10 protein-coding genes and 1 pseudogene are annotated in these 12,036 nt (G+C 63.9%); 5 read left to right on the forward strand and 6 right to left on the reverse strand.

Annotated features, from left to right (window positions below):
* Window positions 1-40: 40 nt before the first annotated feature.
* Genes NCT05_RS34595 through NCT05_RS34605 form a run of 3 tightly spaced genes read right to left on the reverse strand, consistent with a single transcriptional unit; the run spans window position 41 to window position 3,155 of the window.
* The gene (locus tag NCT05_RS34595; RefSeq protein ID WP_250504451.1) at window positions 41-505 is read right to left on the reverse strand and encodes a hypothetical protein; all 465 of its coding nucleotides are present in this window, start codon (window positions 503-505) and stop codon (window positions 41-43) included.
* Window positions 506-2,470: an RICIN domain-containing protein gene (locus NCT05_RS34600; protein ID WP_033535643.1), complete on the reverse strand. Its 1,965-nt coding sequence runs from the start codon at window positions 2,468-2,470 to the stop codon at window positions 506-508.
* A gap of 25 nt (window positions 2,471-2,495) precedes the next feature.
* Window positions 2,496-3,155, reverse strand: a complete 660-nt coding sequence (locus NCT05_RS34605) for an SCO family protein (RefSeq protein WP_250504452.1) — start codon at window positions 3,153-3,155, stop codon at window positions 2,496-2,498.
* A 604-nt stretch (window positions 3,156-3,759) separates the two neighbouring features.
* On the opposite strand from NCT05_RS34605, the gene NCT05_RS34610 reads away from it, so the two are divergent.
* From NCT05_RS34610 to NCT05_RS34620, 3 genes are all read left to right on the forward strand, one after another.
* A complete protein-coding gene (locus NCT05_RS34610) occupies window positions 3,760-5,424 on the forward strand; it encodes an outer membrane protein assembly factor BamB family protein (RefSeq protein WP_250442191.1) in 1,665 nt (554 codons plus the stop codon).
* Between the two features lie 12 nt (window positions 5,425-5,436).
* Window positions 5,437-7,110, forward strand: coding sequence for a hypothetical protein (locus NCT05_RS34615; RefSeq protein WP_250504453.1), 1,674 nt, complete (start codon window positions 5,437-5,439; stop codon window positions 7,108-7,110).
* Between the two features lie 101 nt (window positions 7,111-7,211).
* Window positions 7,212-7,583: an RcnB family protein gene (locus NCT05_RS34620; RefSeq protein WP_008345771.1), complete on the forward strand. Its 372-nt coding sequence runs from the start codon at window positions 7,212-7,214 to the stop codon at window positions 7,581-7,583.
* An 18-nt stretch (window positions 7,584-7,601) separates the two neighbouring features.
* Here the strand turns inward: NCT05_RS34620 and NCT05_RS34625 are convergent, their stop codons facing one another.
* Window positions 7,602-8,009: a DUF2000 domain-containing protein gene (locus NCT05_RS34625; protein WP_008345769.1), complete on the reverse strand. Its 408-nt coding sequence runs from the start codon at window positions 8,007-8,009 to the stop codon at window positions 7,602-7,604.
* A 44-nt stretch (window positions 8,010-8,053) separates the two neighbouring features.
* Entirely contained in the window at window positions 8,054-8,911 is an 858-nt protein-coding gene (locus NCT05_RS34630; protein ID WP_250504454.1) for an AraC family transcriptional regulator, read from the reverse strand.
* Between the two features lie 98 nt (window positions 8,912-9,009).
* On the opposite strand from NCT05_RS34630, the gene NCT05_RS34635 reads away from it, so the two are divergent.
* On the forward strand, window positions 9,010-10,518 hold the full coding sequence (locus tag NCT05_RS34635) for an MDR family MFS transporter (protein ID WP_033535645.1): 1,509 nt from the start codon (window positions 9,010-9,012) through the stop codon (window positions 10,516-10,518).
* A gap of 9 nt (window positions 10,519-10,527) precedes the next feature.
* Here NCT05_RS34635 and NCT05_RS34640 read toward each other — a convergent pair whose 3' ends face one another.
* Window positions 10,528-11,655: an aminotransferase class V-fold PLP-dependent enzyme gene (locus NCT05_RS34640; protein WP_250504455.1), complete on the reverse strand. Its 1,128-nt coding sequence runs from the start codon at window positions 11,653-11,655 to the stop codon at window positions 10,528-10,530.
* 198 nt (window positions 11,656-11,853) lie between these two features.
* Between NCT05_RS34640 and NCT05_RS34645 the strand changes: the two are divergent.
* Window positions 11,854-12,036 (forward strand): annotated as a pseudogene (locus tag NCT05_RS34645) (hypothetical protein); the annotation flags it as partial.

Here is a 12,036-nt window from a genome sequence, read left to right on the forward strand (position 1 = left end):
GGCAATAAATACCTCTCGCCGGAACGCGTAGCGCCCGCGCTCATCGATGCATGACGTATTGCCAAAGCGCCTGGCATTCGGTATCGGCGATGCGGTAGTGGGGCATCGACTTGCGCAGCAGCACGCCCGCCGGATCGATGCCGTTCTTCACGGCGCGGCAGAAGGACATCGCGTCATAGTGACTGAGCGGCCCGCCACGGCGGCTTGCGACGCCGAGCAGGGCGTCGTGCGTCAGCGGCGGCGCGAACGCGGGTTTCGTCGATGTGCCGACGTGGCAATTGACGCATCGCGTCGCAAAGGAAGGCAACGGGCGCTCGTCGTCGCGCAGATGCGCGGTCATCGGATGTTGTCCGTTGAAGATCGCGCAGCCCATGTCGGCGGGGTCGCATGCGGTCTGCGCGCGCGCAAGCGGCGCAATTGCCACGACCGCAACGAATGCGACGACCGCGACGAATGCGACGCGCATCGCCGCGGCCCGCGCCTCGAGGAAGCGGCGTCGGGCCATTCAACGCACGCGCAGCACGCGCGAAACGCTCGGCACGCCGTTGGCGTTCAGCGCGAACAGCATGTAATAGCCGGGGACGACGACGCCCGGATCGGACGGAATGTTCAACTGGAATTCGCCCGCCGTACCGACGCTGAACGTGAGCGGCACGCGTCGTTGCTCGTTGTTCAGCGAATGCGTAACCGAAGACGAGCGCATCAGCACGAATGCGCGCGTGCTCCGGCTGGCCGTCACCACGATCGTCGTGCCGAGCTGCGCATCGCTCGGAACGGAGCTGAGAGTCGGACGCGACGCGGCGGAACCGTCCGAGTTGAGCAGGTACGGCGGCGTCAGGATCTCGATGTCGGTGTGATTGGTCGAGCATGATCCGCACAGACCCCCGCCGCCGCTCAGCACGCGTCCGTCGTTCAGCAGCAGCGCGACGCTGTGATAGGTGCGCGGCACGGCCTGCTGCGCGAGCGGGGAAAACGTGTTGGTCGCGGGGTCCCAGAGTTCCGGGGTGAGGACCGCGTTGTTGTCCGAGAAAGGCTCGGCGAAGGTCTGTCCGCCGATCACGACGACCTGTCCGTTCGGCAGCACGACGCTGTTGTTGAACGCGCGCCGGTAGCTCATCGGCGGGATGGTCCGCGTCGTCGCGTTGCCGCTGCTGATGTCGATGAGCGTCGCGTTGGCCGTGGCCGGCGACTGATCGTAGCTCGGCGCGCCACCGACCGCGAGAATCTTACCGACGTCGTACATGACCGCGTTGCCGTTCATCGCGTCGCCGTCGCTGCCACGGTTGCCGGCCGGGCTCACGTTGCCGTTGCCCGCCGTATCGAACCAGTGCATCGCCTTGCTCGGTCCCGCATGGAACACGCGTCCGTTGCCGACCGCGAACATCCACGCGTGATTGTCGGAGCGGAACACGCCTCTCGCGTCGTTCGTGACGATGTAATCGTCGAGAATCGCGCTATTGATCCGCCAGCCCGAACCCGAGGTCCACGTTTCGCCGGACTTTCCTCCGAGCCCTCCGCTCCACGATCCGCCCATGACGAACACGTTGCCGTTGCTCAGCGTCACGCTGCCCTGATAGCCGCGCGGGATGTTCATCTGATTGCCCGCGGTCCATGTGTTGGTCGTCGGCGAATAGATGCTGGTCTGCCGCACGCTCAATCCGCCGGTCACGAAGATGCGGCCATCGGGGAGATTGGAAATGCCGGGGCAGAACATGTCGTGCGCGGTATTGGTCACGATCACTTGCGAACTCGTGCCGTTCGATGGATTGAAGATCGCCGTGTAGGTTCTCGCCGGCGGATTCGCGCTGTCGGTGAAGTCGAGCGGCGCGTCGGCCGACCAGACGAGCACGTTTCCATTGGGCAGATTGGCGGCTTGCAGCGGGACGAGCGGCAACTGATACGGCGTCGTCCACTTCGACGGCAATGCGGCTTGCTGTACCGGCAGGCCGGCCACTTGCCACGTTTGCGTCGCGCTTCCGTTGCACACTTGCTGCGATAGTTGATTGCCTTGCGACGTCGTGCTCGATGCGGTCACGCACAAGCCGCTATGTCCCGCGACGATCGCGTAGCCCGCGCCTTGCGGCGTCAACGAGAACGCCTGATTCGCGCCGCCATTGCAGGTCCACTGGATGACGGGGCCGCCCGGACTCTGGCTTTGGCCCGAGACGTCCATGCACAGGCCGCTGTTCTGATTGATGAGGTTGTAGCGCGTGCCGGTCGCTGACGGAAACCACTGCTGATTCGCGCCGCCCCAGCAGGACCACGTAATCACGGGCGCGCCCGGCGCCCTCGATTCGCCGCTCACGTCGGCGCACAGGCTGGTGCCGCTCAGCGTGATGGGCGCCGAGCTTTGCGCGCGCGCGGCGTGCGGCATGCCCGCCAATGCCAGCGGCAACGCGACGAGCAGCAAGAAGCGCATGCATCGGACGAACAGGCTTGACGCGTGGCTCGTCGAACGGATTCCAGGCATGGTTGCACCCCGTACATGAAGCGGGTTACGTACGTGCGAGCGCGCCGAGCACATCGCAGATGTCTTCGACGCGAGGAAGATCGGCGCTTCGCCAGCGCAACATCGCGTTGGCATCGAAGCAATAGACCTGGGTGGAATGGTCAGCGATGTCGCCGAGAGGCGCGTTGCTGCCCGAGAGCGCCACGCGCATCCGGTCGACATCGGCGAGTGCCGGCGTCGCTGCATTCCAGGCGGAACCCGCCTGAAAGCGCGCGAGCCACGCGCGCAATGCCGACGGCGAATCCGAAAGCGGATCGATCCCGACCGACAGCAATTGCACCGGACGACGCGCGCGGATTTGCGGTATCCGTTCCTGAACCGCGTTGAACAACGCGCCTTGCAAGGGACATATCGTGCCGCAGCCGGTATAGACGGTTTGCACTGCAGTCACGCGCTGATGCAGCAAGTCGTTGAGCAGACGCTTCTTGCCGGTCTGATCGACGAGCCATGCATCGTCGAGACGGACTGGCGGCGTGACGAGTCCGAGATCGCCATGCTGCGCGAAGGAGGGCGACGACACTGCACCCAGAGCGAGCGCGGCCATGTGGCGAAGCAGCGAGCGGCGAGCCGATGAGCGCGCGGGCGCCTGCATGCCGGATGTCATTCGGTCGGGCATCGTTTCGCGGATTTCCGAAATCGTCGTCATCGGCACGTTCCTGGTCCCGGCGAGGGCTCTCAAGGTGAGACTTGCATGTCGGACATCCGGACAGACGGCCTTGCGATTTGCATGACCATTGGCCCAAAGATTAGCAGCCCAAATCGGCAAAAAAAGTTCGAGACGCGAAATAAGTAGGTAGATATGTGCACTCCCCCACATTCGTTTTTACAGCCCCGGCAACATGTCATCAACGACGCGCACGATTTCGAAAGTGCAATGTAAAACCTGCGCGATTGATTCACTCCGCGATTTGCGATAGCTTTCAGTCGGTAAAGAGCCTTCCCCGTTACGCCCGAACGTTCGGTGACAAGACTGCTCTGGTTCTCCGTCACCATTCCGCGAAGGCGCGCGAGTCGCGAGCAAAGCTGACGCGCTCTTTTGTAAGCCAGGTTCGTCGCTCGCCCTCCGTTTCCCGATGTTCAATAGCGGCCGAATTGCGTCCCTCGGGGCGCTCGACGGCTTCCTCGCTTCGCTGATGCGCTGGTTTGCGGGTACACGCTGCTATGGGGCATCACGATTGCTCTGTTGCAGCACCGATGTCGCCCGACACCGCGTTGTCCGTTCCGGCCCCTTCCGGAGAAGGAGAATGCAAATGAATGCGCGTTTTTCCGCTTATGCCGCCGCACTCGGCGCCGTGCTGATCGCGGCAATCATCGCCGCGTGCAGTGGCGGCGACTCCGGCGGCGATGCGACATCGGCCGCGGCGAGCCGGGCCGCGTCGAGCGTGGCGAAGGCAACGTCGCCCAGCAACGCGATGGACGTCGTCACCTGGCACAACGACATCGCCCGCACCGGACAGCAACTCGCCGAAACGACCCTCACGCTCGCGAACGTCAACCAGAACACGTTCGGCAAGGTGGCTTTCTATTCCGTCGATGGCGCCGTCGACGCGCAGCCGCTCTTTCTCGCGAACGTTCCGATCGGGGGCGCCACGCACAACGTCGTGTACGTCGCGACCGAGAACGGAAGCGTCTACGCGTTCGATGCCGACAGCGGCGCGACGCTTTGGAGAGTCTCGACGCTCGGCAGCGGCGAGAATCCGAGCGACGATCACAAGTGCCATCAGATCACGCCGACGATCGGTGTGACGGCGACGCCCGTCATCGATCGCGGGCGCGGACCGAACGGCGCGATGTATGTCGTCGGCATGTCGAAGGATGCATCGGGCGGCTATCACCAGCGCATCCACGCGCTCGATATCACGACGGGCGCCGAGCTCTTCAACGGTCCGACCGAAATCCGCGCGACCTATCCGGGCAACGGCGCGGGCAGCCAGAACGGCACGCTGACGTTCGATCCGGGTCAGTACGCCGAGCGCGCGGCGTTGCTGCAGTTGAACGGCGTCATCTATACCGCGTGGACATCGCATTGCGATTTCATGCCGTACACCGGCTGGGTGATCGGCTACGACGCCAACACGCTGCAGCAGGCGAGCGTGCTGAACGTCACGCCGAACGGCCAGATGGGCTCGATCTGGATGAGCGGCGCGGGCCCTGCGTCGGACGGCGAATCGATCTATTTCCTCGATGCCAACGGCACCTTCGATCCGACGCAGAACGAGCACGAGATGCCGATCAACGGCAACTTCGGCAACGGCTTCCTGCGGCTGAACCTCGGGCCGTTGAGAGTGCAGGACTACTTCCAGCCGTCGAACACGGTGCAGCAATCGAACGAGGACGAAGACCTCGGTTCCGGCGGCGCGATGGTCTTGCCCGATTTCACCGATGCGAACGGCAAGGTCTGGCGTCTCGCGGTCGGCGCGGGCAAGAACTCGACGATCTATGTCGTCAACCGCTGGTCGATGGGCAAGTTCGATTCGAACGCGGATCACATCTATCAGGAGCTCGTCGGCCAGATACGCGGACCGATGTTCGGCGCGCCCGCGTACTTCAACGGCAGGGTCTATTTCGGCTCGGTCGGCGACAACATCAAGGCGTTCACGGTAACGAACGCCGCGCTGTCGCGCACGCCGTCGAGTCAGACGCTGAACTCGTTCGGCTTCCCGGGCGCGACGCCGAGCATTTCGGCGAACGGCACGTCGAACGCGATTCTGTGGGCGGCGGAGAACGGGTCGATCGGCGTGCTGCGCGCTTACGACGCGACCAATCTCAATCATCAGCTTTACAGCAGCGTCGATGCCGGCACGCGCGACCAGTTCGGTGCGGGCAACAAGTTCATCACGCCGATGATCGCGAACGGCAAGGTGTATGTGGGCGCGAAGAACGGCGTCGCCGTGTTCGGATTGCGGTCGCAATAGCGCTGTCTGCCTATGACCGAACACGTCACGCACAGGATCGAGGCGAAGGAGAAAGCCACCGGGTTGCTCTTCGCAGTGGCGTACGCGGTACTTTCGTTGACGGCGATCGCGCTGGCCGGCCCATACGGATGGGACGACGGCGCCATCACCGTCGCGTATGCACAGACGCTCGGGCGGCACGGATTGTTTGCGTTGACCCCGGTGTCGCCGTTGGGCGAAGGTACGTCGACGCTGCTCATGACGGCGATGCTCGCGATCGGGCATTGGCTGTTCCATCCGGGCTTTCTCGAAGCGATCAGGGCGGCGCAACTGCTTTCGTTCATCGCGCTCAGCGCTACGCTGGTGCTGATGTGGCGCGCGCTTCAACCGTCATTGCCGAGCCCGACGCATCGGCTCATCGTCGTGTCCTTGCTCGGGCTGCTTCCGATGTGTCAGGCCGAGATCGTCAACGGCATGGAGATGACGGTCTTCGCGTTGCTGCTGCTCGCGTTCGTGCTCTACTGGCGCGCGCAATCGACGCTCGCGTATGCACTCGTGCCGCTTCTGATGCTGACTCGCTTCGAAGCGGTGTTCTATCTGGGTTTCGCGCTGGGCTGGATGGTCGTGTTTTGCCCGCAGGAACGCTCGCGCGCGTTTCGAATGTGCGTGTGCCTGATGCTTTGTTTTCTGCTGATGACGCTCTGGCGATATTCGGTCTTCGGCGTATTGTTGCCGAACACCATTCTGGCCAAGCTTCACGCGCCATACAGCAAGAAGGGCTGGGACGGCTTACTGGAGAAGCTGCGCGGCCTCAAGGATTTTCTCTTCGTGAACGCCGCGCTGCTGGCTGGCATCGTCCTGAGCTGGAAGGGCGGTCAGGCGCGCCGTCTCGATCCGATGCCGCTGCTTCTGATAGTGGCCTTCGGCGTGTTCGCACTGATATCGGGAAGAAACTGGGGCTATACCGGCCGGATGTTCGTGGCGGTGCTGCCGATCCTCGTGCTATCGCTCGCGGAACGTTTCGCGAACATGCGTCGGCCGCGCGTCTTGCGCTGGCTCTTGCTGTGCCTTGCCGGGACCTTCGTGTTCAACGCCAAGGTGCTGCGCGAAAACGTCGACACGATGATCGTCGGCGCGGCGATGCGCGGCGCGCTGCCGGCTTCGATGGATGCAATGGGAAGCGCGGTTCGCAAAAGGGTGTGGAATCAATCGCCCGGCGACTGGCGAGGCGTAACGCCACAGAACTTCGCGATGACCGGCGCGTCGGTCGATCGCTTGCGCGAGCATCTCGGGCAGCCGACGCTCAAGTTCCTGACGCCGGACGTCGGCGGCACGGCATTGTGCTGCGAACGCCTGAACATCCTGGATCTGGGGCTGCTGACGAATCCATCGCTGACGCGTCAGGGGTATGCGAAGCTGGGCGACTACATAAGCACGGAACGTCCCGAAGTCATCGAAACGCATGGCGTATGGAGCAGGGACAGCGACATCTACTCGCTTGCCGCGTTCAAGGCGGATTACAGGCCCGCCATATACGACGGGTCGCTGTTCTGGCTGCGTGACGACGTTCTTCAACGTCTGATCGCGCGCGGCATGTCCGCCGATCTCGTCTCGCCTCGCGCGCTGCCGGATACGCGCTATCTGGGCGACGAGTGGGACGTTGAAAATCTGATGCGCTTTCCCGCCGTGACGGTGCTCGGTCGATGAACGATTCACACGCGCCGAAGCGACCTGTGGTAAGGAAACGAAAGGCATCGCATTGAATCAATGAGCGCCCCATCGCTCTCATTGGTTTTATGGAGATGCCTATGAACAGACTTGCGATTGCTTCCCTTCTTTGTGTCATCACCTTTGGACAGACGGCCGCGTTCGCTCAACCGGCCGGACCGGATGCAGGCCCGGATCATCGACAACAGGAAGGGCCCGGCAAGCCGCGAAACGCCGGACCCGAAGCACGCGGACACGACGATGCGCGCCGTCCGGTGCCGCATCAGGACTGGCATTCGGGCGACCGTCTGCCGGATTCGTATCGTGGATCGCGTTACGTCGTGAAGGACTGGCGCGCGCATGACCTGCACGCTCCGCCCTCGGGTTATCAGTGGGTGCAGGTGAACGGCGACTTCGTGTTGGCGGCGATCGCCACGGGCGTCATTTCGAGCATCATCGTGTCGTCGCATTGACCGACAAGGCGGCTCGAATCAGCCGTGCAAGGCCAGTCCCTTTACCGCCTTGTCGACGGCCTTTTTGGCGCCGTGCAGCGCGAGGCCGACGAGATCGAGATTCGCCGCGTCCTCGGCACGGAATGCCTCGCGATTCGCGGCATCGTGCCCGGTGGAAAACATCGCGTGAACATACGGCACGATTCTGAGTTCGCGCGTGATCGCCTGTCGATGCGCGGCTTGCAGGCCGGACAGATCGGCGGCGAACACGAGCATCGGCTGGCCCAGCATGCGGCCGTAGCGATGTCCGGCGGCGTCCTCGTAAGGCTCGCCGAGCGCTTCGGGCACCGCGGCCGCGACGCCGGTCGCGAGAAAGGCGACGACATTGAGCTTTTGCCAGACGGGCAGATCATCGCGCACGATGAGCGCCACTTTGGTGTCGAACATGAAGGTTCCTCCTTGGAACATTCATGTTGCGCGATTCGCGGCGTTCAGTCTGGAACGTTTGTGCACATCCGCCGATACGCGGCCGGTGTCATCCGGTACGCGCGATGAAACCAGCGGCCCAGGTGGCTCTGATCCGAGAATCCGACGATCGCGGCAACGTGCGCGGGCCGATGACCGGCCGCCAGCAAGCGACGCGCGGCGCGCAGGCGCAAGCGCACCAGATACGCGTGCGGCGACGTGCCGAACGCGCGCTTGAAGAGGCGCGTCAGGCGGAACCGGTCGATGCCCGCAACGGTCGCGAGCTCATCGAGTCCGATGTTGCCGTCCATCTGTTCATGCAGGAGATCGCGCGCGCGAAGGGCGGCGAGCGGCGCGGTGACGCCGCCGATCGACGGCGCGTCGCGCAACTGGCCGCTGAGTTGCGTCAGCAGGCGATCGAACGCCTGATCGCGCGCGAGCCTGCCTTCGTCGTGATAGATGGCGTGGAACGCCGTGCGGATGACGTCGACGAGCCGGCGATCGTCGACGAGCGTTCGACTGAAAGCCGCCTCGACGCTGCGCAGGCCCGGAAGATTCAGTTCGTGCGCCGCGCGTTCGACCCATGCTTGCGGCAGGTACAGCATCGCGTAGGTGAAGCCGCCGGCTTCCGGCGCATGACCGTCGTGCAGCGCGCCGGGTTCGATCAATATCGCGCGGCCCGGCACGCTCGTATGCAAAGACCGATGACACTGAAAGCGCTGCACGCCTTGTTCCGTGTAGCCGATCAGCATGTCGTCGTGATCGTGCGGATCGTAGGCGTGACCGCTGAAATGCGCGCGCAGCCCTTCGATACCCGTCTCCGGATCGCGCCGCGCGGCGAGCCAGTGATCGGCGTGCTCGTTGAATACGGTTGCGGTTGTCATCGCTCGCTCCGGCGCTGCTTAACCAAGGAATGTTATACGAAAGGGCACGCATCCTGCTGCGCGCGTAGTGCGTTCTTCCATTCAATTTTCGCTACACGATGTCCACAGAAACAATCGACGTTGCCGTTTCACCGATCCCGTTAAACCAGCGCCGGCGCGTGTTCGCGGGCCTCATTCTCGCGATGATCCTCGCGGCGCTCGACCAGAGCATCGTGGCGACCGCGCTGCCGGTCATCGCGGGCGAACTCGGCGGCCTGAACCATCTTACGTGGGTCGTCACCGCGTTCATGCTGACGTCGACGGTCAGCGCGCCGCTCTACGGCAAGCTCTCCGACATGTACGGACGCAAGCCGTTCTTCGCGCTCAGCATCGGCATTTTTCTCGTGGCTTCGGCGCTGTGCGGCGCGGCGCGATCGATGAACGCGCTCATTCTGTTCCGCGCGCTGCAAGGATTCGGCGCCGGCGGGCTGATGACGATGTCGCAGACGCTCGTCGGCAGCATCGTGCCGATGCGCGAGCGCGGGCGCTATCAGGGCCTCTTCACCGGCGCGTTCGCGGTGAGCAGCGTCGCGGGGCCGTTGCTGGGCGGCTTCATCACGAGTCACGCGTCATGGCGATGGGTGTTCTACATCAATCCACCGATCGGCGCGCTGTCGCTCGCGCTCGTGATGATGTCGCTGCCGAAGGTCGAGCGCGGCGGCGAGCACGCCGTCGATTACGCGGGCGCGGTGCTGGTCTGCATCGGGACATCGGCGCTGTTGCTGGTGTTCAATTCGGCGTCCGCGTCGTTCATGTCGGGCATGCGCTTGCCGTTGTCGTGCGTGCTTGCGCTGGCGTGCTTCGTCGCCCTGTTCTTCGTCGAGCGGCGCGCGCGGGAACCGATCATCGATCTGAAGCTCTTCGGCAACGTGCCTTACGCGACCTGCGTGGCGGCTTCCGGCATCATGGCCTTCGCGATGATGGGCTCGCTCGTCTTCATGCCGCTCTATTTCCAGCTCGTATTGGGCGAGACGCCCGAGCAGTCCGGCGCGATGATGCTGCCGCAAGTCGCGATGATGCTCGTCACGTCCGTGACCGGCGGACGTTTTTCCGTCGGCAGCATGCGGCGTATCGCGACGCTCCTGTCGATCGGCGTCTTTCTCGAATGTCTCGGTCTCGCCTCGCTCGCCTTGCTTGCGCACATCGGCGCGAGCGTGCCGCTCTTTCTCTGCGCGATGGCGGTGCTCGGCGCGGGCATGGGCATCGGCATGCCGAACGCGACGGTCATCGTGCAGAACTCGGTGCCCGAGCGCGTGCTCGGCGCCGCCACCGCGACGATGGGATTCGTGCGCTCGCTGGGAGCGTCGCTGGGCGTGGCGTTGTCCGGCGGCATCATGACCTTCGTGCTCAAGCGCGAGATGAGCGGGCTGCCTGCGTCCCTCGATACGCAGGCGCTGCTGGATCACGGTATCGCCGCGATCGCGCAGATGAGCGCGGCGCAGCAGGCGCAGATCGTCGCGGTCTATCGCGGGGCGATCGGCGCGAGCCTGATCGCGGGCGGCATCGTCATGTTCATCGGCTTCCTGCTGGTGCTGAATCTCACGCGGCGCGCGCTGCCGCAACGCTAGCCGCGCGTGTTACAGAATGCTGTTCAGCGCCTTCGCGAATCGGGCCTCCGTGCCTTCGATGTCGTGAAGCTTGTCCAGCCCGAACAAGCCGATGCGGAAGGTCTTGAAATCTGCCGGCTCGTCGCATTGAAGCGGAACGCCCGCCGCGATCTGCACGCCGGCATCGGCGAATTTCTTGCCGGTGCGGATGCCGTCATCGTCCGTGTAGCAGACCACGACGCCCGGCGCTTCGAAACCTTCGGCCGCCACGCTCTTGAAGCCCTTGTCGGCCAAGAGCGAGCGGATGCGCTTGCCCAGCTCGAATTGCTCCGCTTGCACTTTGTCGAAGCCGTATGCCTCGGTTTCCTTCATGACATCGCGCAGTGTCGTGAGACTGTCCGTGGGCATCGTGGCGTGATACGCGAAGCCGTTGTTCTCGTAGGCTTCCATGATTTGCAGCCATTTGCGAAGGTCGCAGGCGAAGCTCGTGCTCGTCGTCGCGTCGATTCTTTCGCGGGCGAGCGGGCTCAACATGACGAGTCCGCAACACGGCGACGCGCTCCATCCCTTTTGCGGCGCGCTGATGAGCACATCGACGCCGCTCGCTTCCATGTCGACCCAGACGGTGCCCGAGGCGATGCAGTCCAGCACGAACATGCCGCCCACGGCGTGAACCGCATCGGCCACGGCGCGCAGATACGAATCGGGCAGGATGATTCCGGCTGCGGTTTCGACGTGCGGCGCGAAGACGAGATCGGGCTTGTTCTGCTTGATCGCGGCGACGACTTCTTCGATCGGCGGCGGCGCAAATGCGGCCTGCCTGCCTTGCGCGACCGGGCGCGCCTTCAGCACGGTCGATTCGGACGGAATGCCGCCCATGTCGAAAATCTGCGACCAGCGGTAGCTGAACCAGCCATTGCGGATGACGAGGCACTTCTTGTTCGTCGCGAACTGCCGGGCGACCGCTTCCATGCCGAACGTCCCGCTGCCGGGAACGACCGCGACGGCCTTGGCGTTGTAGACCTTCTTCAGGGTGTTGGAGATGTCGCGCATGACGCCCTGAAAGCGCTGCGACATATGGTTGATCGATCGGTCGGTGAAGACGACCGAGTATTCGAGAAGTCCATCTCGATCGACGTCAGGGAGTAACGCGGGCACGCTGGCCTCCTGTAGCGGACGATTCGACGAATCGGAATTAGATTCTAACGTCGCCATCGACGAGGTGTCGGCTGCGGCCGCGCAATGTCGGCAATCGGACTTTGTTACAAGTCTTACCGCCGACGTGCGGCAGTTTTACCGAAGGTTTTCGTAAGCCGCGGTTATACTCGGCCCGTCTCAAAAACAATCATCCGAACTATGTCAAAGCGAATCATTCGACTCGTTGCAATCGCAGCGCTCACGGCTGCTGCGTCGGTTTCGGCGATGGCCGGCGACATGAACAATGCGCTCGGCGGCGCGCTCGGCGGCGTAGCCGGCGCGGCGCTGGGCGGCGCGGTGGGCGGCAGCACGGGCGCGGTGCTCGGCGGGGCGGTGGGTGGC

The organism is Caballeronia sp. AZ7_KS35 (genome assembly GCF_023631045.1).
Classification (GTDB): Bacteria; Pseudomonadota; Gammaproteobacteria; order Burkholderiales; family Burkholderiaceae; genus Caballeronia; species Caballeronia zhejiangensis.

What these genes read in the sequence shown, in the direction of transcription:
- NCT05_RS34605 (WP_250504452.1), bottom strand. Translation starts at nt 3,155, where the DNA reads ATGACGACGATTTCGGAAATCCGCGAAACGATGCCCGACCGAATGACA.
- NCT05_RS34600 (WP_033535643.1), bottom strand. Translation starts at nt 2,470, where the DNA reads ATGCCTGGAATCCGTTCGACGAGCCACGCGTCAAGCCTGTTCGTCCGA.
- NCT05_RS34595 (WP_250504451.1), bottom strand. Translation starts at nt 505, where the DNA reads ATGGCCCGACGCCGCTTCCTCGAGGCGCGGGCCGCGGCGATGCGCGTC.
- NCT05_RS34630 (WP_250504454.1), bottom strand. Translation starts at nt 8,911, where the DNA reads ATGACAACCGCAACCGTATTCAACGAGCACGCCGATCACTGGCTCGCC.
- NCT05_RS34615 (WP_250504453.1), top strand. Translation starts at nt 5,437, where the DNA reads ATGACCGAACACGTCACGCACAGGATCGAGGCGAAGGAGAAAGCCACC.
- NCT05_RS34620 (WP_008345771.1), top strand. Translation starts at nt 7,212, where the DNA reads ATGAACAGACTTGCGATTGCTTCCCTTCTTTGTGTCATCACCTTTGGA.
- NCT05_RS34610 (WP_250442191.1), top strand. Translation starts at nt 3,760, where the DNA reads ATGAATGCGCGTTTTTCCGCTTATGCCGCCGCACTCGGCGCCGTGCTG.
- NCT05_RS34635 (WP_033535645.1), top strand. Translation starts at nt 9,010, where the DNA reads ATGTCCACAGAAACAATCGACGTTGCCGTTTCACCGATCCCGTTAAAC.
- NCT05_RS34625 (WP_008345769.1), bottom strand. Translation starts at nt 8,009, where the DNA reads ATGTTCGACACCAAAGTGGCGCTCATCGTGCGCGATGATCTGCCCGTC.